Annotated in this window: 22 protein-coding genes; 20 read left to right on the top strand and 2 right to left on the bottom strand. The window is 44.0% G+C overall.

Features of this window, described 5'->3' with window-relative positions; genetic code table 11:
* The first annotated feature begins 59 nt into the window (after positions 1-59).
* The 3 genes from argF (at position 60) to U0021_RS09715 (ending at position 3,071) form a co-directional block, all read left to right on the top strand.
* A complete protein-coding gene (gene argF / locus U0021_RS09725; protein ID WP_078256225.1) occupies positions 60-983 on the top strand; it encodes an ornithine carbamoyltransferase in 924 nt (307 codons plus the stop codon).
* Positions 984-1,205: 222 nt separating this feature from the next.
* Positions 1,206-1,907 carry an SIMPL domain-containing protein gene (locus tag U0021_RS09720; RefSeq protein WP_114799935.1) on the top strand — a complete coding sequence of 234 codons (702 nt, stop codon included), beginning with the start codon at positions 1,206-1,208 and terminating at the stop codon, positions 1,905-1,907.
* 102 nt (positions 1,908-2,009) lie between these two features.
* Positions 2,010-3,071: a L,D-transpeptidase family protein gene (locus U0021_RS09715; protein ID WP_114799934.1), complete on the top strand. Its 1,062-nt coding sequence runs from the start codon at positions 2,010-2,012 to the stop codon at positions 3,069-3,071.
* Between the two features lie 94 nt (positions 3,072-3,165).
* Here the strand turns inward: U0021_RS09715 and U0021_RS09710 are convergent, their stop codons facing one another.
* Positions 3,166-4,647: an outer membrane protein transport protein gene (locus tag U0021_RS09710; RefSeq protein WP_114799933.1), complete on the bottom strand. Its 1,482-nt coding sequence runs from the start codon at positions 4,645-4,647 to the stop codon at positions 3,166-3,168.
* Positions 4,648-4,843: 196 nt separating this feature from the next.
* Positions 4,844-5,065 carry a SlyX family protein gene (locus tag U0021_RS09705; RefSeq protein ID WP_114799932.1) on the bottom strand — a complete coding sequence of 74 codons (222 nt, stop codon included), beginning with the start codon at positions 5,063-5,065 and terminating at the stop codon, positions 4,844-4,846.
* Between the two features lie 120 nt (positions 5,066-5,185).
* Between U0021_RS09705 and U0021_RS09700 the strand changes: the two genes are divergently transcribed.
* The 17 genes from U0021_RS09700 (at position 5,186) to accC (ending at position 22,900) form a co-directional block, all read left to right on the top strand.
* The gene (locus U0021_RS09700) at positions 5,186-7,132 is read left to right on the top strand and encodes an ATP-binding cassette domain-containing protein (protein WP_114799931.1); all 1,947 of its coding nucleotides are present in this window, start codon (positions 5,186-5,188) and stop codon (positions 7,130-7,132) included.
* 26 nt (positions 7,133-7,158) lie between these two features.
* A complete protein-coding gene (locus tag U0021_RS09695; RefSeq protein WP_227538663.1) occupies positions 7,159-8,163 on the top strand; it encodes an LpxL/LpxP family acyltransferase in 1,005 nt (334 codons plus the stop codon).
* Positions 8,164-8,186: 23 nt separating this feature from the next.
* Positions 8,187-8,570 carry an aspartate 1-decarboxylase gene (panD, locus tag U0021_RS09690; RefSeq protein WP_114799929.1) on the top strand — a complete coding sequence of 128 codons (384 nt, stop codon included), beginning with the start codon at positions 8,187-8,189 and terminating at the stop codon, positions 8,568-8,570.
* A gap of 357 nt (positions 8,571-8,927) precedes the next feature.
* On the top strand, positions 8,928-9,551 hold the full coding sequence (locus U0021_RS09685; protein WP_114799928.1) for an anthranilate synthase component II: 624 nt from the start codon (positions 8,928-8,930) through the stop codon (positions 9,549-9,551).
* Between the two features lie 42 nt (positions 9,552-9,593).
* Positions 9,594-10,685, top strand: coding sequence for an anthranilate phosphoribosyltransferase (gene trpD / locus U0021_RS09680; RefSeq protein ID WP_114799927.1), 1,092 nt, complete (start codon positions 9,594-9,596; stop codon positions 10,683-10,685).
* Positions 10,686-10,689: 4 nt separating this feature from the next.
* Positions 10,690-11,517 (top strand): indole-3-glycerol phosphate synthase TrpC, encoded by an 828-nt coding sequence (gene trpC, locus U0021_RS09675; RefSeq protein ID WP_114799982.1) that lies wholly within the window; start codon positions 10,690-10,692, stop codon positions 11,515-11,517.
* A gap of 50 nt (positions 11,518-11,567) precedes the next feature.
* Positions 11,568-12,626, top strand: coding sequence for a tryptophan--tRNA ligase (gene trpS, locus U0021_RS09670; RefSeq protein ID WP_114799926.1), 1,059 nt, complete (start codon positions 11,568-11,570; stop codon positions 12,624-12,626).
* Complete coding sequence (locus tag U0021_RS09665) at positions 12,623-13,498, top strand: segregation and condensation protein A (RefSeq protein WP_114799925.1); 876 nt, start codon at positions 12,623-12,625, stop codon at positions 13,496-13,498. The genes trpS and U0021_RS09665 overlap by 4 nt, the downstream gene beginning before the upstream one ends.
* Before the next feature lie 26 nt (positions 13,499-13,524).
* Positions 13,525-14,091, top strand: coding sequence for an SMC-Scp complex subunit ScpB (scpB, locus tag U0021_RS09660; protein WP_114799924.1), 567 nt, complete (start codon positions 13,525-13,527; stop codon positions 14,089-14,091).
* 178 nt (positions 14,092-14,269) lie between these two features.
* Complete coding sequence (gene rluB, locus U0021_RS09655; protein ID WP_114799923.1) at positions 14,270-15,208, top strand: 23S rRNA pseudouridine(2605) synthase RluB; 939 nt, start codon at positions 14,270-14,272, stop codon at positions 15,206-15,208.
* A gap of 478 nt (positions 15,209-15,686) precedes the next feature.
* Entirely contained in the window at positions 15,687-17,963 is a 2,277-nt protein-coding gene (gene nrdA / locus U0021_RS09650; protein WP_114799922.1) for a class 1a ribonucleoside-diphosphate reductase subunit alpha, read from the top strand.
* Positions 17,964-18,123: 160 nt separating this feature from the next.
* Positions 18,124-18,456 (top strand): YbaB/EbfC family nucleoid-associated protein, encoded by a 333-nt coding sequence (locus tag U0021_RS09645; RefSeq protein WP_049235918.1) that lies wholly within the window; start codon positions 18,124-18,126, stop codon positions 18,454-18,456.
* Positions 18,457-19,050 carry a recombination mediator RecR gene (recR, locus tag U0021_RS09640; RefSeq protein ID WP_114799921.1) on the top strand — a complete coding sequence of 198 codons (594 nt, stop codon included), beginning with the start codon at positions 18,457-18,459 and terminating at the stop codon, positions 19,048-19,050.
* Between the two features lie 8 nt (positions 19,051-19,058).
* Positions 19,059-20,282, top strand: a complete 1,224-nt coding sequence (locus U0021_RS09635) for a ribonuclease D (protein ID WP_114799920.1) — start codon at positions 19,059-19,061, stop codon at positions 20,280-20,282.
* An 8-nt stretch (positions 20,283-20,290) separates the two neighbouring features.
* The gene (locus U0021_RS09630) at positions 20,291-20,926 is read left to right on the top strand and encodes an LOG family protein (protein WP_114799919.1); all 636 of its coding nucleotides are present in this window, start codon (positions 20,291-20,293) and stop codon (positions 20,924-20,926) included.
* 192 nt (positions 20,927-21,118) lie between these two features.
* A complete protein-coding gene (gene accB, locus U0021_RS09625) occupies positions 21,119-21,544 on the top strand; it encodes an acetyl-CoA carboxylase biotin carboxyl carrier protein (RefSeq protein WP_114799918.1) in 426 nt (141 codons plus the stop codon).
* A gap of 12 nt (positions 21,545-21,556) precedes the next feature.
* On the top strand, positions 21,557-22,900 hold the full coding sequence (accC, locus tag U0021_RS09620) for an acetyl-CoA carboxylase biotin carboxylase subunit (RefSeq protein ID WP_078256204.1): 1,344 nt from the start codon (positions 21,557-21,559) through the stop codon (positions 22,898-22,900).
* The last annotated feature ends 80 nt before the right edge of the window (positions 22,901-22,980 follow it).

Genomic DNA, 22,980 nt, shown 5'->3' with positions numbered 1-22,980 from the left:
AGCCCCAAATCCAATGCTATACTACAAATTTGCCCTGATCGTTAAAGGAACACTTCATCATGAGCGTACGCCATTTTCGCAATCTCCTAGATATGACGCCTGCTGAGCTTGAGGCTATCATCAGCCGTGCAAGCGAGCTGCGTCAAATGCAGCACCGCGGTGAGATTTATCGTCCATTTGTGGGGCGTACGCTTGGCATGATTTTTGAAAAGTCTTCAACTCGTACACGCATCTCATTTGAGGCTGGTATGGGTCAATTTGGCGGTCATGCCATCTTTTTATCGCCTAAAGACACGCAGCTTGGTCGCGGAGAACCTATCGAAGACTCCGCCAAGGTGATTTCAAGCATGGTTGATATCATCATGATTCGCACCTTTGAGCATGACAAGCTGGATTTATTTTGCAAGCATTCGTCTGTGCCTGTGATCAATGCACTCACTGATGATTTTCATCCCTGCCAACTGCTTGCTGATATGCAGACCTTTCATGAGCATCGCGGCAGCATCAAAGGCAAAACTGTCACTTGGGTCGGCGATGGCAATAATATGTGTGCCTCTTACATTTTGGCAGCACATCAATTCGGCTTTCAGCTGCGTGTGACAGCGCCATATGGATTTGAACCCAACCCTGAACTCATCGAAGAATACAGCCACTGCGTGACCTATGTTGAAGACCCTCAAGAGGCTGCCAAAGGTGCACATCTGATTGCTACCGATGTGTGGGCAAGTATGGGTCAAGAATCTGAGCAAATGACGCGTGCGCGCCGATTCGCTCCTTATCAGGTCAGCCCTGCCATGCTTGATAAAGCCGATCCTGATGTCCTATTTATGCACTGCTTACCTGCCCATCGTGGCGAGGAAATCAGCTTTGATCTATTAAATGATCCACGTTCTGTGGTTTGGGATGAAGCCGAAAATCGACTGCATGCCCAAAAAGCACTCATGGAATTTCTTCTTAAAGACAAAATCAATCTAAATTCATAAATTAAAGATGATTCTTAGGTAAAGTCCAATCAGCTAGCTAATGCCTATGCTGTTTTAAATAACCCTGCTGAATAAGCTAGGTATTAGCATAATTTTACAAATATGATTAAAGTCAGATACAAATTATAATAAAATAAGTTTTATAATGATGGCTATCCTTTATATAAGTATCAGTTAGTAATTTTATAACTGTTTATTCAACTGTTTGGCGAGGTTTGAAAAATGACAAAAATTCCCTTTGCTTTATTTGGCTCTGCTTTAATCGCGAGCGCCTTTGCCATGCCAGCGCAAGCGGAAGGATACAACCGTATTAGCTTTAACACCGAAGTCAGAAGCGAAATTGCTAATGACGAAATGCGCGCTGTCATGACTAAAACCACTCAAGCATCGACAGCTGCTGCGATTGCTAAGGAATTGAACAATAGCATCAATGCGGCGATGCAGATTGCCAAGCGTTATCCAGAAGTTGTCGTCACAACCGGCAGACAAAGCACTTATCCAAGATACGCCAACAATAGCTCAAAAATTATTGGCTTTACGGGCACAGCATCTATCAATATCAAAAGCAATAATTTTGAAAAAGCCAGTCAGCTTATCGCCGATCTACAGTCTACTTTGGTGATTCAAGATATCGGGTTTGGCGTTTCTGATGAGCTGCGCGATTCTGAAGAAAAACGCTTGAAGCTACAAGCCATTGCTCGCTTTACTAGTGATGCACAAATCATTAGTCAAGCTTTTGGTGCTAATAGTTATAAGATTGTCAATGTTAATTTGGGTGGTAATAATTATTATCGCCCCACGCCTGTGATGGCAACGGCAAAACTTGCGGATGCCTCTGCAGAAGGTATTGCTGCCCAAAATTTGGAAGCAGGTACGACGACGCTGAATTATTTTGCCAATGGCACCATTGAAGTTGATAAATAATGATCAAAAAACCTTATCCACCAAAAAATCCACCAGCAATGTTTAAAATTGTGGTGGGTTTTTGGTCATGATATAATGGCGCATATTTTTTTAGGATTTACTATGACATTCATTAAGCCCTTAAGTTTGGCTATGGCAAGTTTATTGATTATCGTCACAGCGCATGCAAATACTGATGGTGACATCGTATCTGGCGAGGTGGTTATCCAAGCCCAAAGTGATAACAGCACAATCAACAGCATCGAACAAGGTGGCAAGCGCACTACTATCCATGGTTTGGATGAATATGCTCGCCGTGTCAATGAGTCGGTTTGGACAGAAAATATGAAAGTCAATACCGCCATGACCGTAAAAATGCAAGTGCTGCTTGATTGGAATCATGCGTCGCCAGGTCCTATTGATGGTGGCTGGGGCATGAATTCCAAAAAGGCATTGACAAACTTTCAAAAAATCAAAGGCTTGGAACCGACTGGTAAGATGAATCAAGCAACTTGGGATGCATTGATTGGTGACATTCCTGCCGATCAGCCAGTCTTGGTCAGTTATACCATCACTGAAGCAGATGCAAAAGGACCTTATCGAAAATTACCAAGTGACGCAGAATCTCGCTCTAAACTCAAGGCTTTGGGCTATGAAAGCATTCAAGAGATGCTCGGCGAAAGATTTCATATGGATGTGGCATATTTAAGAAAACTGAATCCAAATAAACGCTTTGTCGCTGGCGAAACCATCACCGTCATCAATACAGGTCAGCCTTTTGAAGGTGTGGTGGATCGCGTCGTTGCGGATCGTAAGGATAAGATTTTATATGCCTATCACGGCAATCAACTTGTCGCCACCTATCCAACGACAGTCGGTGGTGAAGCAAGTACTACGCCAGGCGGTAAGTATAAAATTATCAATAAAGTCAAAATGCCAACTTACAAGGCCACGGTAAATCGTGAGGGCGAAGATAAGAAAGTCTATTATTTACCACCAGGACCCAATAGTCCTGTCGGTGTGGTGTGGATGGGTTTGAATAAGCCAAGCTATGGTATCCACGGTTCGCCGGTACCAGAAGGCATCAGTCGCCAATCATCCCTTGGCTGTATCCGCCTGACCAATTGGGATGTGCTTGAATTGGTCGCTGTCATCGAAAACGGCGCCACTGTTGAAATCCGCTAATCGGCTGAGCTTAACACTTTTTAGACTTTAAAATAAAAATAGCTTGAAAATATTCAAGCTATTTTTATTGAGCAGTTTAATGGGATTGCTTAAATTATTTGGCGTGATAAGCCAATTTAACACCCACAGCATAGCCGTCATTATCCTCGAAACGACCCGATGTGCCAGAATTATCGACCACTTGTGGAGGAATACGAGCGTCTGCATCACCAAATTTAAAGTATTTCCCACCCAAAGACAGTGACCATTCAGGCGTGAAATTATAACGCGCACCTAGACCCAGTGAATAGTATCCTTTAATTGGACCTAATGTACTTGTAGGATTACCTGCACCACTATCCCAGCCTACCGCACCTGAAACTGCTAAGCGGTCAGTCACACGCTTACCCAAACCAACTTCAGCCGACCACTGGTCTTTATCATAGCTAACGATTGGCAAGCCCTGCGGATATAGACGTTTTGTAGTTTCTGTATACTGTGTTGGGCGAATGTCAAAATCAGACCATGGCACATAGCGTACTTTGGCTGTTAATAGCGTCGTTGGATTTACGCCAGTTTGGAAGTCTAAGTTCCATGATTCAGGTAACGTAACCTTAAAATCTTGTGTACCTTGATAACCAGTTACTGGAATAACTTCAGCAATCTCAGTTTCATGATCAATTTCAGAGCGGTAGGTCAAAGCAGCTTTTAAGGCAATTTCAGGCTTATAAAATGCCATACCAGCGACCCATCCCACTTCAGTGTCGGTAGCAATCTTAGCATCATAACCTGTCATCGTCTGATAAGCAGGTCCGCGTAAATGAACTTGACCTGTCACTCGTTGTGCTGCAGGACCACCATAAATTTGGAAATTTTTGTTGGCGCCCAGTTTTGCACCCACAAGCATCGTTAAATTATTGGTGCGAATCTCTACGTTGGTACCTTGACCTTCGTGCGTTTCAGCAGTTTTTGCAATATTGCCGACAGCGACGATTTTGGTCAATGCATCTGCAACAACTTCGTCAGTAACCGCTTGTCTGGCCAATTCATTGACTTGACTAGCAGGTAAGTTTGGATTTTGGGCACGGATTTGTACTTTGGCGGCTTCGGTCAAGTCTCTTTTGACAATACTGGCAATTTGTCGCTTAACCAAATTACCAGCATTTTGATATTGTTGAGCAGTCTGAACGATTTCAGCTCTGGGCTTAAGTGCCAAAGGTGTGCCTGCAACCAAGGCAGCATAAGCAGAATCAGCGCTTTCAGTGACAAAATTACTATTACCGTCATATTGAACCGCTGCACCAAATGGCTCGTCGTATAACACACCGATACTAAAGGTGTCGTTTAGGTCAGCTTTAACGCCATAACGGAAAAAATCATAAGCTTCAGCGGCATCACCAGTATCTCTGCCCAAAGTGTCCTTACCTGACACATCAGCGTCAATATAGGTATAGACAGTTTCTGCATAGGTGCCTTCTTGTAAGAATGCGGTGATATCCTGACCTGAACGGTCTAGACCTGCAGCATGAGCTGCTGTAGCGGTTAATGTTGAGATGACAGCTAAGCTGAGCGCTTTATATCCAAATTTTAAGCTCATTATTTTCTCCAAAAGATCAGTCCTTAGAAATATGCAAAACTGTCTATACTTCCTTATTATAGAACAGTACAAAAAGTCTTACACGTTTGTATCTTAAATGAAATTTAATCACAAAACAAGCGAAATATGCCTATTTTTTTACAATTTTTAATTTATTTTTTACCAAGACCGATTTTTTCAGACAAATCCCTACGACTTAATAATGTGGCGGTCTGTCCGCCATCACATCAAATGGTGCGATGCCGACATCGTCAGTTTTAGCCTGGATTTGCTGATAAATTATTTTTAGCTGATCTTGTAAATCGATCAATTCACGGTCTTGGCGAGCGATGATTTCGCTCAATCGATCACAAGTATCTTCCAAAAAACTGATCCGCGTTTGAAGCTCAACCAAAGCTGAGTCGTTAATTTTTAACATAAATTCACCTAATGATTAAATGACACAATCAAATGGCTTATTTTACGACATAACACACCATTTATGCTTAAAAATTTGATATGATAGTCAATTCATTTACTATAGTATCAATACACTTTTATGGCTTTGATTCAATTAAAAAATATACATTTGGCGTTTGGTGTTGCTCCGATTTTAGATGGCGTTAATTTCAGTCTTGAACCGGGTGAACGCGTTTGCTTAATTGGACGAAACGGAGAAGGTAAATCGACCTTATTTAAGCTCATTATGCGTCAAATACAAGCCGACGATGGCGAAGTTTTGATCAAAGATGGCACAAAGATCGCCATGCTGGCTCAAGATGTGCCAAATGACTCAGCCAGCGTGCTCGATGTGGTAATGGGCGGTGATGATAAGGTCGCTCAGGCGCTCAAGTCTTATCAGCTTGCCAGTATCGATTGCGCGTCAGGTAATACTGACGCTTGCCAAGCCATGAGCCAACTTCAGCAGACCTTAGATGCGCTGCACGGTTGGGATTTTGAGCGCAGAGCGCGCGCACTGATTGATAGCATGGGGCTCGAAGCAGATGCCTGCCTTTCTGAATTATCAGGTGGGCGTAAGCGCCGTGTGCTACTAGCTCGCGCACTGGTAACAAATCCAGATGTGCTACTGCTAGATGAACCGACCAACCATTTGGATATTGAAAGCATCGACTGGCTTGAAAAATTTTTGTTAAATGAGCGATTGACCGTCTTATTCATTACTCACGACAGAAGATTTGTAGATGCGCTAGCCACTCGCATCGTTGAGCTTGATCGCGGTCAGCTGTCTAGTTATGATGTTAATCAAGGTGTTGGCGGCTACGCTCGCTATCAAGAATTAAAAGCCCTTGAGCTTGCTAGCGAAGAAAAATCTTTTGCCGAATTTGATAAAAAACTCGCCCAAGAAGAAGCTTGGATTCGCCAAGGCATCAAAGCACGTCGCACTCGCAATGAAGGTCGCGTCCGCGCTCTAAAAGCCATGCGCGAAGAGAGAAAAGCGCGTCGTGATGTCGTAGGCAATGTTCAAATTAGCCAAAGTAGTAGTGAAAAATCTGGAAAAATTGTTTGTGAAGTCAATCACTTAACTTTAGAATACGAAAATAAAACCTTGGTTAAGGGGTTTTCGACCGTACTGATTCGCGGTGATAAGGTTGGCATCATCGGCAAAAATGGCGTTGGCAAAACTACGTTGATCAAAAGCATCTTGGGGCTGGATAGTGCAGCGATTCAAGCAGGTTCGGTTAAGCTTGGTACCAATCTTAATATCGCTTTTTTTGATCAGCTAAAAGATGATTTGGATCCTGAAAAATCCGTCGCAGACAATGTTTCAGAGGGCTCCGATCATGTTGAAGCAGGTGGACGAAAGACGCATATTTTGGGGTATTTGCAAGATTTTTTATTCACACCAAATCGTGCTCGAACTCCCGTTAAGGCGCTGTCAGGGGGCGAAAAAGCACGCGTTTTATTAGCCAAATTATTATTAAAACCTGCCAATGTGTTAGTCCTTGACGAGCCGACCAATGATCTGGACATGGCAACGCTTGAGCTTTTGGAAGATTTTGTGGTGAATTTTGAAGGCACGGTATTGCTCATCAGCCATGACCGCGCATTTATGGATAATGTCGTCACCCAAACTTGGGTATTTGACACCGACCAACATGGCGATGGTGTAGTTTTGGAATATGTTGGCGGTTATCAAGATTATCTTGAGCAGCACCAAAGATGGCTTGCCAGTCAGCCCGTAAGTCTGTCTAATTCCCCAAAAGATGATAAAGCCGAGCCTGCTACTCAACCCAAGCCAAGCACAAATACTGCACCAAAACGCAAGCTCAGCTACAAAGAGCAGCGCGAATTGGACAGCTTGCCTGACGAGATCGCCATGCTAGAACATGAACAGTCAACACTGGCTGCCAAGCTTGAAGACGGTTCATGGTTTAACACCGATCTGGCAGTCGCAACCAAAGCCAGTGAGCGCTTGGCACAGATCGATGAGCTTTTGATGACAAAACTTGAAAGATGGGATGAGCTTGAGAGTATTATTAAATGAGCTACCCCAACAAAAGCAAGTCCACGATGCCTTCAATCAAAGATATGCCAAGTCTGACAGACACTCACAAGCAGACAAGCCAAGCCAATCCCAAATCATTTGAGTGGCAATTTTTACACCTCAAATATTGGGGGTTTTGGTTGGGTTTTGTCTTAATTTTACCCTTAATCTATTTGCCGCTTCGTTGGCAATTTTGGATCGGTAAGCGCATTGGGATCTTAGCTTTTAAATTATCCAAAAGCCGCGTCCAAGATACGCTCACGAATCTAAAGCTTGCTTTTCCCAATCAGTCAGATTTGGAGCGCTTATCAGTCGCAAGGCAGGTATTTATTAACCAAGGCATTGGTATTTTTGAAAGTTTGTGCGCATGGTTTCGGCCCAATGTCTTTAAGCGCACGTTTAGCATCTCAGGCCTACACCATCTAATTAGCGCACAGCAGCAAGGCAAAGCGGTGATTTTACTTGGCGGGCACTATACCACACTTGATTTGGGAGGTCGGCTATGTACACAATTTTTTGCGGCGGACTGTGTGTATCGCCCACAAAATAATCCTTTGCTTGAATGGTTTATTTATAACGCGCGTCGCCGAATCTTCGATGAACAAATCTCAAGCCGCGATATGAAAAAGCTCATCACGCGCATCAAGCAAGGTCGTGTGATTTGGTACTCGCCTGATCAAGATTTTGGTCTTGAGCATGGTGTGATGGCGACTTTTTTTGGTGTGCCCGCGGCGACAATTACCGCTCAGCGCCGCCTTGCAAAACTGGGGGATAAAACCAATCCCCCTGCAGTCATCATGATGGATATGCTCAGACAAACCCCTGATCATATCCCAAGCGGTCGTCGCCCACATTATCATATCAGTCTAAGCGCCGCTTTAGAAAATTATCCAAGTGCTGACGAAGTGGCAGACGCTGAGCGCATCAATCGCTTGATTGAGTCTAGTATCAAAAAAGACATCAGTCAGTGGATGTGGTTTCATCGCCGCTTTAAAAACCAAGCCGATGACACCAACTACTATCAACATTAATCTTTGATTTGGAAACTAAAGCTATGATTCGCACTCTTTTGGGCGGTAAAATTCACCGCGCCACCGCTACCCAAGCCAATCTAAACTATGTTGGCAGCATCACCGTTGATGTTGATTTGTTGGATGCTGCAGGTATTTTGGTGAATGAAAAAGTCAGTATCGTTAACAATAACAACGGTGAGCGATTTGAAACTTATACCATCGCAGGTGAGCGTGGTAGCGGTGTGGTGTGTCTCAATGGTGCTGCCGCGCGTAAGGTGCAGCCAGGCGATGTCATTATTATTATGAATTATCTGATGATGAATGACAGTGAAGCTCAGACACATCAGCCCAATGTGGTACTTGTCGATGCAAACAATCACATCACCGATGTGCTGCATTATGAGCCTGCCAATACGGTATGGTAATTAAAAATCACTCATAGAAGGCGGCCATCATCACCGCCTTGCTGTTTGTAACTAGGTTGCTTTGCTGGCTTATAAATTAGTGCTTATTTAATCACCTTTAAAGCCGATAGACAGGTCAGCATTTGTCTGACTTAGCTTAATTATTGGTTGTTTTTATTAAGATTAATTTTTAAACTATTTAACCAAATCAGCTCGCTTAATAAAAGGCTTAGTGGCAGCAAGTCTGAATGAATTTATCAGCGATATCTGGCGCGTGCAGTTTTGGGATATTTGACTTTTAACCGTCGCTCCATCGTGCTAAAATAGCCAATTTATTCGATGAGATACTCATAATATCAAGCACCAAGGAATGCAAGCATGATGCTAATGATCGATAACTACTGTAGCTTTACTTATAATATTGTTCAGTACTTTGGAGAGCTTCAACAAGAGATTACCGTTTGGCGGAACGATGAAACCACTTTAGATCAAATCATTGAGCTTGCGCCCCAAGCGATTGTTTTGGGTCCTGGTCCATGCAGTCCAAGTGAAGCGGGCGTCACGCTTGAAATTTTAGAAAAATTATCAGGAAAAATTCCAATTTTGGGCGTTTGCTTAGGTCATCAAGCCATTGGACAAGCTTTTGGCGGTCAAGTTGTGCGTGCTGGCGAAGTAATGCATGGGCGCCTGTCAGCTGTCCACCATACCAATCAAGGCGTTTTTGCTGATATTCCAAATCCTTTTAATGCCACACGCTATCATTCATTGGTAATTGATAAAGCCACCTTGCCCGACTGCTTAGAAGTCACCGCTTGGACAAATAATCCCGACGGCTCACTACAAGAAATCATGGGCGTGCGCCACAAGTCGCTTGATATTGAAGGCGTGCAGTTTCACCCTGAATCCATTTTGAGCGAACACGGTTATCAGATATTTAATAATTTTTTAAAACGCTGTGGTCTGGCAAAGCTCGATAATGACGCCCTGCCTGAAGTCGCTTAAAAATATTGACTTAATTTTATAGTTAAATGATTGCAAAGTACCATGACCCATACTCCCATAACGCCTGAAGACATCACCTCAATGAGCGATGATGAGATTTTAGCCATACTTACCAAAGCTTTGGCGCGCTTACTGAAACATATCGAGCTTACCGCTCATGAAATGCGCCAAGTCATGCTCATTATCATGCAAGGTCGCTGCCCTGATGCCTTGATGGGGGCGATTTTAATTGCGCTGCGCCAAAAAGGCGAATCGATTGATGAAATTAGCGCCTGCGCCAAGACCATGATTGAGCTTGCAGACACCATTAAGATTGAAGATGATCATGCAGTCGATATCGTCGGCACAGGTGGTGATGGCTCAAATTTATTTAATGTATCCACAGCATCTGCTTTTGTGGCGGCAGCGGCAGGCGTGACCATTGCCAAGCATGGTAACCGCGGCGTGTCGACTTCGTCAGGCTCATCGGATATGCTAAGTCTTGCAGGTGTGCGCTTAGATATAGGTAAATCGAGTACCATTGATGCCATCAACACGCTTGGCATCGGCTTTTTATTTGCACCCAATCATCACCCTGCCATGCGCCATGCCATCGGTGTCCGACGACAGCTCAAAGTGCGCACTATTTTTAATATTTTAGGTCCACTGACCAATCCTGCCAATGTTAAGCGTGCTGTGGTTGGGGTATTTAGCCCTGAGCTGTGCGAGCCTTTGGCGTATGTTTTTGATAAACTTGGTCTTACCCATGTGATGGTAGTACACTCCCAAGATGGCTTGGATGAATTTAGCCTTGCGGCAGGTACGCATGTCGCTGAGCTTAAAGATGGTGTGGTGCGTACTTATCTTTGTCAGCCCGAAGATGTTGGAATTGCCTCAAAGACCTTACATGGACTGAACGTTACCGACTCCGCCCAAAGCCTTGATATCATCCAAAATGCACTTGGCGGCAAAGCCTCTGATGACATCACCTTAAAGGCTCGCGATCTCATCGCCATCAACGCAGGCGCTGCCATTTATGTAGCAGGTCGTGCCAAGACACATGCCGAAGGCGTCGCCATTGCCAAGCAAGTTATGACCACATCAGATGCTTTAGATAAACTAAATGCACTGGCTAAATTTACTCAATCAACCTAATATTATGACCACAAATACACCAAGCATTTTACAAAAAATAGTTGCAACTAAGCATCAAGAAATCGCGGCTGCCAAAGCCCGTCGATCTGCAGATGAGCTATTAAACCTTGCCAAAGCGCATAAGCCGCGCGGATTTGCCAAAGCGCTGCAGGCAGTGGATATCCAGGCAGGTCATATTGGCGTGATCGCTGAAATTAAAAAAGCCTCACCCTCAAAAGGCATTATTTGCCATAATTTTGATCCCGTTTTAGCAGCGCAAGGCTACCAAAAAGCCCAAGCCACTTGCCTATCTGTTCTGACAGATCGCGACTATTTTCAAGGTCATGATGACTACCTGATCAAATCCCGTAATGCTGTTAGCCTGCCTGTACTTCGTAAAGATTTTATGGTTGATGAGTATCAAATTATTGAATCGGCTGCAATGGGCGCGGATTGCATTTTGTTGATTATGGCTTGTTTGGACGATGCTACCGTTTTGCATCTGCATCAAACAGCGATAGATTTGGGTTTGGATGTGCTGATTGAGATTCACACCGATGAAGAATTGACTCGCGCGCTCAAGCTACCCAAATCATCGCATAACATTTATGGCATCAATAATCGTGACTTAAATACTTTTGAAGTTGATCTGGCACATAGCATTCGCCTCTGTCAGCGACTGTTTGATGAACTTGGACAAGATGCACTTGTTGTCAGCGAAAGTGGCATCAATGACGCTGCTGACATTCATTTGATGCAAAAAAATCACATTCACCATTTTTTGATCGGTGAGCAGTTTATGAAGACAGGCGACGCAGGCGACGCCCTATCCAATCTATTAAAGACAATCTGACATATTTTAATTAGTTTTATTAATTTTAAGCATAAAATAAGAGTAAAATTATGAGCGAAACCAAAAAACGTATTTTGACAGGCATCACGACGACAGGTATTCCGCATCTGGGAAATTATGTTGGCTCTATTCGTCCTGCGATCGCATCAGCCGCTACAGCTTTTGAAAATCATGAGGGTGATGCGTTTTTCTTTTTGGCGGATTATCATGGTATCATCAAATGCTTTGATCCGGATGAGATTCATCGATCGACACGAGCCATTGCTGCGACTTGGATTGCGTGTGGACTTGATCCTGAAAAAGTGACCTTTTATCGCCAATCGGATATTCCTGAGATTCCTGAGTTAGCATGGGTGCTCAACTGCTCATGCGCCAAGGGTTTGATGAACCGCGCTCATGCTTATAAAGCTGCAGTTGATATCAATTTAAGTAAAGAAGATACCGATCCTGACTATGGGATCAGCATGGGTCTGTTTGGCTACCCTGTGTTAATGGCGGCTGATATTTTGATGTTTAATGCCACGCATGTTCCTGTGGGCAAGGATCAGATTCAGCATATCGAGATGGCAAGGGATATCGCTGGGACATTTAATTTTAAATATAAGCCATTATTTACCGAGCCTTTAGCGGTTGTTGATGACAATACGCCGTTACTGACTGGTTTGGATGGGCGAAAAATGTCAAAAAGCTACGGTAATACCATTCCACTGTTTGGCGATGGCAATCCGCAAGTCGATCCTGAAAAGGCACTAAAAAAGGCTGTCATGCAAATTGTTACCAATTCACAGCCACCCGAAGAGCCAAAAGACCCAAATGACTGCACCATTTTTGAAATTTACAAAGCCTTTGGGACACCTGAAGAGATCGACGCACTGGCAGCGCATTATCGCCGCGGGATAGGTTGGGGTGAAGCCAAAGAAATTTTATTTAATAAAATCAATGACGAAATCGCCCCGTATCGCGCTCGCTATTTAGAGCTTATGAGTAATCCAAAAGAACTTGAAGAGATTTTGCAGATGGGTGCCGCTAAGGCTCGTCGTCAGGCACAAAAGCAGCTGGACAAAACTCGCCGCGCCATTGGCATCAAGCCCCTTGCTAAGCTAAAATGAGCGATACTCTTAAGGCAAATCCTGTCAATTCACCAAGCCAGCCAAGCGTTAGAATTTTTGATACGCCAGTCTTGAGCTTGCCTGAGGATTTATACATCCCACCGCAAGCGTTCGCCATTTGGCTTGAGCAGTTCGCAGGACCATTGGACTTTTTATTATATTTGGTTAAGAAAAATAACTTTGACTTGACTGAGACAGCGATTTTGCCCATCACAGAGCAGTATTTGAGCTATATCAATGACTTGGATGAAGCATATTTTGAGCTGGCAGGCGATTATTTGTTGATGGCAAGTACGCTGATTGCCATCAAATCGGAGCTATTACTGCCTCAGCCTGAGATTAGCGATGAAGAAGCCAGCCCAAAAGCCAGACTGATTCAAAGGCTTGAGGAATATGCACAAATCAAAGAAGCCGCTCAGCGCATTGATCGCCTACTTCGACTTGAAAGAGATGTTTTTTTGGCATTTGCTAGCATGCCAAGTCCTGAAGCCATGCAAAAACAACTGCCCAATTATTCGCCTGAGATTTTGGTAAACAGCTTGGTCAATATGCAAATCCGTCCCGAAACTGCCGCTCATACCGTTCAAGCAGACAGCGTGCCATTGCCTCAGCGTATCGCGAGCATCACACGACTGATGAGCGAAAAAGGCGTGAGCACGTTTGCCGAACTGATTGACAAATCTCAAGGTAAAATTGGCATTGTGGTGAGTTTTGTCGCTGTGCTTGAGCTGATTAAGCGCGGCTTAATTGGGTTTGATGAATCTGAGTTAAATGATCATACCAAAGCTTCGACCACCAATCCAAAATCTACACCCGAAATATTCAATCACGGACAGAATTTGGCTGAGCAAAAGCTGCATTGGCTACACTAACTGTCACCACCATCATATGACTCTTTATGACCCAAAATACTTCTTCAGAATTTTTGCAAGCACATAAGCAAGCCGAAACATTCAGCCGCTATATTGAGGTGCTTTTGCATGCCAGTGAGACGCCACTGACTGATAATGACCTAAAAAAGCATCTTATGATTGATAGTAGTGAGCTCGAAGATGCTCTGGCTGTCCTTCAAGAGCGGCTGTCTCATGGCGTGCTGACACTCAATCAGACCGCCAGCGGCTATCGCTTGCAAATTAAAGACAGCTATAGCAGCCTGATTCAGCAGGTTTTCCCTGAGCGGCTAGAAAACTTAAGTCAAGCCCTGCTTGAAACCTTGAGCGTGATCGCTTATAGGCAGCCGGTCACTCGTTCAGACATTGAACAGGTGCGAGGCGTCACAGTCTCTAGCAATATTTTGCGTCAATTATTTGATAAAGGCTGGATTGTTGAAAATGGGCATAAGGACACTTTGGGGCGTCCTGCGCTATTGCATACCACACAGGCATTTTTAGATGCGTTTGGGCTTAATAGCTTAGATGAGCTGCCGCCGCTGCCTGACCTTGAGCGCCTAAAAGTCAGACAATAAATTGATAATTAACTTGTCAAAATGAGATAAATCACGTATGATGGCAAGTTTACTAGCCGATTTATCGAGCTGGTAATCAAATCGTCTTAAATGAGCAACTTTACTTAGGTTCATCGATCATTGAACCGATTATATTTTACATTGAGATAATGTTATAACCAATTTTCTGGAATTTTTTATGAATAACCCAACCATACAAACCGAAGCTGAGCTTGAAAAGCCTGTGGGTGAAAAACTACAAAAACTACTCGCTAGAATGGGTCTGGGCTCACGCCGCGGACTTGAAGAAGTCATCAAAGCTGGTCGCATCTCAATCAATGGCAAAGTCGCCACATTGGGCGATAGAGCTGTCCTAACGGATGAGATACGCATCGATGGTCGCTTGGTACGCCTAAAAGCCGAGCGTGAAAAACGCCGCCGCGTCATTGCCTATTATAAGCCTGAAGGTGAGATTTGTTCAGCGTCCGATCCAGAAGGTCGCCCTACTGTATTTGATCGTCTGCCTAAGCTTACCGGTGATCGCTGGGTGATGGTGGGTCGGTTAGATATCAATTCATCAGGCCTGCTGCTATTTACTAATGATGGAGAACTTGCGCATCGCTTGATGCACCCTTCAAATGAAGTGGTCAGAGAATATGCGGTACGAGTGCTGGGCGAAGTCACACCGCAAATTGCCAGTCAGCTGACTCAAGGCGTGGCGCTTGAAGATGGCATGGCTAAATTTGATGACATCAAAGAAGGCGGCGGTACTGGCGTCAATAAATGGTATCATGTCACCATCAAAGAAGGTCGCAAGCGTGAAGTTCGCCGGATGTTTGAAAGCCAAGAGCTAAAAGTATCTCGCCTGATTCGCACCAGATACAGTACGGTCATCTTGCCTAAAGAGCTGCGCACAGGTCGTTTTATTGAGCTTGACGCCAAAGATATTGGCAAACTTGTTGAGTCTGTAGGTCTGCGTCAGCGCCAAGGCACTGGCTTAAATACTGCCGCCAAAGAAAAGCAGGCGCGTATTCATAAAAAACCTTTAAAATCTCGCGAAGTTCGCCGCCAAAAACATGAAGCTTATGAGCGCCGTGAAGAGCGTAAAAAAACGCACCCCAAATCTAAAAACTGCTAAATTTACGCAAATTTAATTAGCTATTCTAAATGATTGATAAAACATAAAGCTGCCACTGGGCGGCTTTTTTGTGTTTTAATTTTTTCATTAGCACACAGTGATGATGATTTTATGACAAAACCATTTGAATAAACTGATTTATAAACATTGTTATTTTTATAAAATTTATCATAAAAATTATTCATGATTCGTTTACAAAAAAGTTGACAGAGCTTTTATGAAGCAACGCTTTGATTTGCCTAGTATTATACAATAACAGCCATTTTGAATCACAAATTTTTTAAATAATCAATCTTTTATTTTAACAAAAAATAGGCTATATTGTTGCCTCACAAGCATCCACACACTAGATATAGTGTATAACTTGCCAAAACAGATGATAAGCCTTATTGGACTATACTCACTCATTTTCTCACAACATTGAGTGTAATGCTAAAAATCCACTTGGCAAAACTGCATAAAAAACTTTGGAGCAATAATGACACATATTGATCAAATTAAAGTTACCAAGAGAGATGGTCGCCTTGAACCCATTGATCTTGATAAGATTCACCGAGTCATTACTTGGGCGTCTGAAGGCTTGGACAATGTGTCAGTTTCTCAAGTTGAGCTAAAGTCTCATATTCAGTTTTATGATGGGATTCGTACGCGTGATATTCACGAAACCATCATCAAAGCGGCTGCCGATTTGATCTCGGTGGAGACACCAGATTATCAATATTTGGCAGCGCGTCTTGCGATTTTCCATCTGCGCAAGATTGCTTATGGAGAGTTTGAGCCACCACATCTTTATGATCATGTTAAGCATCTCACCGAACAAGGTAAATATGATAAGCACATTTTGGCAGATTATAGCATTGATGAGTTTAACGAGCTGCACGATTACATTGACCATAGCCGTGACATGAACCTAGCCTATGCTGCCGTTGAGCAGATGATGGGTAAATATTTGGTGCAAGATCGTGTCACCAAACGCGTTTACGAAAGCCCTCAATTTTTATATATGTTGGTTGGTATGTGTTTATTTGCGGGCTACGATCAGGCTGAGCGTCTTGACTATGTTAAGCGGTTTTATGATGCCACATCAAATTTTTACATCTCGCTACCCACACCGATCATGTCTGGTGTGCGTACGCCGACACGTCAGTTTAGTTCATGCGTTTTGATTGAATGCGGCGATAATCTTGATAGCATCAATGCCACCACGTCTGCCATCGTGCGCTATGTCTCACAGCGTGCTGGCATTGGGATCAATGCTGGCGCCATCCGTGCGCTTGGTAGCCCAATTCGTGGCGGCGAAGCTCAGCACACCGGCTGCATTCCATTTTTTAAAATGTTCCAAGCCGCTGTTAAATCATGCTCTCAAGGCGGCGTTCGCGGCGGTGCAGCGACTTTATTTTACCCAATTTGGCATCTGGAAGTTGAAAGCCTATTGGTGCTAAAAAACAACCGTGGTGTCGAAGACAATCGAGTACGCCACATGGATTATGGGGTACAGATTAATAAGACAATGTATGCCAGATTAATTAAAGGCACTGACATTACTTTATTTTCACCATCAGATGTACCAGGGCTTTATGAAGCATTTTTTGCTGATCAAGAAACTTTTGAGCGTTTATATACGCAATATGAAGCTGATGAGAGCATCCGCAAGCGTAAAGTACCTGCCCGTGATTTATTCAGCCTAATGCTGCAAGAAAGAGCAAGCACGGGTCGTATTTATATCCAGAATGTCGATCACTGCAACACACACAGCCCCTTTGATCCAACAGTCGCTCCGATTCGCCAATCTAATTTGTGTATGGAAATTGCCCTACCAACAGCGCCTTTGGATAACATCAATGATGAAAAAGGCGAGATCGCCCTGTGTACTTTATCAGCGATTAATTTGGGTAAGATCGAAGAATTATCTGATATCGAAGAGCCTGCTGAGCTGATCGTGCGTGCGCTTGATGCGTTGCTTGATTATCAAGACTACCCTGTCATCGCCGCCAAAAAAGGCAGTATGAATCGCCGCACTTTGGGTGTGGGTGTGATTAATTATGCTTATTATTTGGCAAAAAATGGGACGCGTTACTCCGATGCGGCGGCACTTGGTTTGACCCACCGCACCTTTGAAGCACTTCAATATTATTTGCTCAAAGCATCAAATAAGCTTGCCAAAGAGCAAGGTGCTTGCCCTTGGTTTGATCAAACCACTTACAGCCAAGGCATTTTGCCCATTGATACCTATAAAAAGGATTTGGACAGCATCTGCACCGAGCCGCTACATCTGGATTGGGAGAGTCTGCGCGCGGACATCCAAGCCCACGGTTTGCGCAATTCCACCTTGTCCGCCTTGATGCCATCAGAGACAAGCTCTCAGATTGCCAATGCCACCAATGGCATTGAGCCGCCGCGTGGTTTGGTATCAGTCAAAGCTTCTAAAGACGGTATTTTAAAGCAGGTGGTTCCTGAGATTGAGCGTTTGGCAAGTCAATATGAACTGCTTTGGAACATCCCTGATAATAATGGCTATCTGCGCTTGGTTGGGATTATGCAAAAATTCATTGATCAGTCCATCTCTGCCAATACCAATTATGATCCGACCAAGTTTGAAGGTGGCAAAGTACCGATGAAAGTATTGATCCAAGACCTGCTAACTGCCTATAAATTTGGTGTCAAAACCTTGTATTACCATAATACTCGTGATGGCGCCGACGATGCCCAAGGTGACTTAGACGATGGTTGTGCAGGTGGTGCGTGCAAGCTTTGAGAGTTAGCCCAATTTGTTTGACAAGTTGGGCTAATTTTATTGTGTGTAGCATGACATATCACCCAGTCATTGATCAGCCAGTTTGGATTTTCTTGCATTTTTATCGCTCAGATTATATGCTATAATGTGTCAATTATTTATATCACTAGGAAGATTACCCATGAATATTCAAGCATTAATGCAGCAAGCCCAAGCCATGCAAAAACAAGTTGAGAAAAATGTCGAAGCTGCCAAAGCAAGCCTTGCAACCAAAGAAGTACAAGGCGAAGCAGGCAATGGCTTGGTCAAAGTTACCATGACAGGTCGCCATGTGGTTAAGCGCTTATCCATTGACCCAAGTCTTATGGATGATGAGCCTGATATGATAGAAGATTTGGTAGCTGCAGCGATCAATGATGCTGTGCGTCAAGCAGACGAGCTGTATGAAGAAGTGATGGCTGGCGCGACAACTGGCATGGGTCTACCACCTAGCATGAAAGGCTTGTTTGGCTAAATGCTGACCCCAAAGCTAGACAAGCTCATCAAAGAGCTGCAAGTGCTGCCCAGCGTGGGACAAAAATCCGCGCAGCGTATGGCGCTACAGCTTTTGACAAAAAAACGCACTCAAGGGCTATCTTTGGCGGCGGCACTTGAGACTGCCATGCACGACATCAAAGAATGTTCCCATTGCCACTCCTTTAGTGACGATGAGATTTGTCCCATCTGTACAGATGCCCGTCGTGATGATGGGCTGCTATGTGTCGTTGAGAGTGCCTCAGATGTGATGGCAATTGAGCAAAGCGGCGCCTATCGTGGTAAATATTTTGTGTTAGGCGGGCATTTATCGCCCATCGATGGCATCAATGCCAGTGATTTGCACATTGATCAATTGGTTCATCGCATCAGACATGAGCCGATTCATGAAGTCATCTTAGCCACTGGCGCCACAGTCGAAGGTCAAACGACCGCTTTTTTTATTCATGATGCCATCCGTACCCATGTGCCCAAGATCACCCGTCTTGCTCAGGGCATCCCTATGGGCGGTGAACTTGAATATGTGGATAGCATCACCCTTCATCAAGCGCTACAAAATCGCGGCAATATATAATTACAATTATGACGACACCAACTTTTGAGTTCCCAAAATTTACAATCGATCAAACGGCTTGTGATGATTTGCCCACGCTATGGGTGCGCACTGATGATGAATTATACGCTTTGATCGATGAGATTGATGATAGCGATGTGGTGGCGCTCGATACCGAATTTATCAAACGAACCACCTACTATCCAATTTTGGCACTGATACAAATTAATACTGGTAGCGCAATTTATTTGATTGATGCGCCTAAGCTTGATTTAACCGAATTTTGGCAAGCGCTTGCTGAAGTGCCGACAATGGTGTGGTACGCCTGTGGTGAAGATTTGGGGATTTTTTATTTACTTGCTAAATGTCCGCCACTGACCAATGTGTTTGATGTGCAAATTGGTGTGGCGTATTTATCAGGTAAATTGCAAGCCGGCTATAGTCAAGCCATCAATGAGATATTGGGCATTGAGATTGATAAAGGCGAAAGTCAATCAAATTGGTTGGCTCGCCCCTTGTCTCATGAACAAGAAACTTATGCTGCCAATGACGTGCGCTACCTGCTCAAACTGTATGAAGCCGTCAAGGCAGAGCTAAGCAATCGTAAAATCCTAGAGTGCGTCATCGAAGACAGTCGCCACTATGCTCGTGAATTACACACCATTCAAAATCAGCCTGATGAGACATTATATTTAGACTTATTAGCGCCGATTTATAATCGCCGTCAATTGGGCGTGCTTCAGCAGCTGACCATCTGGCGCGAAGCTTTGGCACGAGCAACCAATGAGCCTAGAAGCTTTATTATCGGTAAACAAGCACTCAGAGAAATTGTCCAAGAGATGCCTGATAGTATCAAGCTTTTGGCTCGCACGACCATCAACCGAGCTGTATTAAGGCGCTATGGTGATGAAATCGTGCGTATTATCAGCCAAGTCAAAAGCGCCAATGAAGACGCACTGCCACCGTTGCCACCACCGACTTATCACAGTAAAGCCAAGCCTTTTAAGAACGACTTAAATGATGTGATTAATACTTACAGTCAAAGCCATCACATTCCCTCCAATTTATTATTAAAAAATCGTTGGGTGAACGACTTATTGCTCTTGGTTGCTTATGATGGCTCGGTCGAAGAGTTACCGCCAGAATTACTAGGTTATCGTAAGGATTTGATCGTAAACGACATTTTACCGACGCTAAGACCTTATAAAGCACATATTTTAGAAGTTTTAAATACACCTGAATATAATTACTGATCATAAACATGAATTACCAAGACAAATTTGCGCACGTGGTCGTGTATTGCGGTTCAAACTTTGGCGATACACCCGCTTATTATCATGCCGCCCAAAACTTGGGTAAAGCCTTGGCGGAGCATGGCATCACGTTGGTGTATGGTGGTGGCAATGTCGGTTTAATGGGCACGATTGCAGACAGCATCATCGCACATGGCGGCAAAAGCATCGGTGTCATTCCCAGATTTTTGAAGGATAAAGAAGTGGCGCACCATGGCTTGAGCGACCTGATCATCACAGAAGATATGGCAAGTCGTAAGCTTAAAATGATTGCTTTAGGCGATGCGTTCATCGCTTTGCCTGGTGGTATTGGCACTTATGAAGAGCTTTTTGAGGTGATCTCACTTGCGCAGTTGCGTCAGCACGCCAAACCGATCGGCGTTCTTAACATTGACGGGTTTTTTAATCCGTTTCTTAAGCTACTTGAGCAGACGGCAGAGGCAGGATTTATGCCCATTTCAAACATTGATTTGATTTGTGTGGCTGATAACATCCCTGCACTGCTGACAAAAATGGCAAATTATCAGTTTACCGAATCTCAAAAATGGGTTAAGCCCAGTTGGATGGATGATACATCGGCTTATACTGCGCCCAAATTTACTTAAGCACGCATCAGTTTGCCAAATTGTACCAAAATATTACAAAAAACACTTGCAATAAAATAAAACGAATGTACACTATATAAAGATAATTTTAGCAATCGCGCAAGCTGATTTACTGATTGTATTTCTTTGCTCGCTTTAGCATATCAGCTAGTGGTTGGTTTTGTATTAACATTCATATTAAAGGTGATGCAGATGGACATCAAAAAAATTCGTGAACTGGTAGATCTGATGGAAGAAAAAGATCTGTTAAATTTGGAATACGGTCATGATGACAAATACATCAGCCTCACGCGTAACACAGCAGTCCACACCGTCGCCGTACCTCAAGTTGCCCCTGTCGCTACGCCAGCGCCGCCTCCTGCCTCAGCCGCTACGCCAAGTGGTAAGCTTGAAACCTCACCAATGGTTGGCGTATTTTATTCGGCACCAAGCCCTAACGACCCTCCTTTTGTGAAGGTCGGTCAAAAAGTCGAAGCCGGTGATACGCTTGGTATCATCGAAGCCATGAAAATTATGAATCCCCTAGAAGCCACCCAAAGCGGTATTATTGAAGAAATCTTGGTCAATAATGCCGAAGTGGTCGAATTTGGTCAGCCTGTCATTCGCTACAAAGCCTAACAGGAAGACATCATGATTAAAAAACTTCTCATTGCAAACCGCGGCGAGATTGCTTTACGCATCGTGCGCGCATGCAAGCAATTAGGCATCGCGACTGTAGGCGTATATTCCACTGCCGATAAGGATTTGATGCATTTACGCTTTGTTGATGAAGCGGTGTGTATCGGTAACGCCCCTTCTGCTCAAAGCTATCTGGATATTAATGCTCTTTTGGCAGCCGCTGAAGTCACTGCTGCAGATGCCATACATCCTGGCTATGGATTTTTATCAGAAAATGCTGAGTTTGCTGAGCGCGTCGAAGAAGCTGGCTTGACTTTTGTCGGTCCACATCCAGAGCACATTCGCCTAATGGGTAACAAAGTCTCAGCCATCAATGCCATGAAAGAAGCAGGCGTGCCGACTGTACCAGGTTCTGTGGGTGCGATCACTCTAAGCAATGCCGAAGAACAAGCTCGCAAGATTGGCTTTCCTTTAATTGTCAAAGCCGCAGCCGGTGGCGGTGGTCGTGGTATGCGTGTTGTTGAGCGTTTTGAAGAGCTATTAAACCAAGTACAAGCCGCTAAAACAGAAGCGCAAAGTGCTTTTGGTGATGATACGGTGTATATGGAGCGCTTTTTGAAAAACCCTCGCCATGTGGAAGTTCAAGTGCTCGGTGATGGCAATGGTAATGCACTCCATCTTTTTGATCGTGATTGCTCGCTTCAGCGCAGACACCAGAAAGTCCTCGAAGAAGCGCCTGCACCTGATATTCCTGATGAAGTTCGTACACCGATTTTGGAAGCGTGCGTGCGTGCTTGTAAAAAAATTGGCTACCGCGGCGCAGGGACATTTGAATTTTTATACGAAGACGGGGAATTTTTCTTTATTGAGATGAATACCCGCGTTCAAGTTGAACATCCCGTAACCGAGATGATTACAGGCATAGACATTGTGGTTGAACAATTAAAAATCGCTGCAGGCTATGGACTGTCTTATCATCAAGATGAGATTACCATTCGAGGTCATGCCATCGAGTGCCGTATTAATGCCGAAGACCCACAGACCTTTATGCCATCGCCTGGTCAGATTCAGCAGCTATTTACACCAAGTGGCTCCGGGATTCGTTTTGATTCTCACCTTTATCAGGGGTATACCATTCCAAGCTATTACGACTCTTTGATCGGTAAGCTGATATGCCATGCCCAGACCCGCCGTCAAGCCATTGCCAAGACCCTGCATGCGCTTGATGAATTGGTCATTGAGGGCGTCAAAACCAATATTCCTTTGCACCGAGATGTGATCTTACAAGACGAAGCATTCTGTGAGGAAGCACAAAATATTCATTATCTTGAAGGTCATATGCTAAAAGCGCAATGATGTTTTGTGTTTAATGTGTTAAAAAGCAGTCGAATTTTGACTGCTTTTCATCATTTTGGCACAATCATTTGCTATACTAA

Source organism: Moraxella canis, from assembly GCF_034424565.1.
Taxonomy (GTDB): Bacteria; Pseudomonadota; Gammaproteobacteria; order Pseudomonadales; family Moraxellaceae; genus Moraxella; species Moraxella canis.
This window is presented reverse-complemented; position numbering and strand designations above follow the sequence as displayed.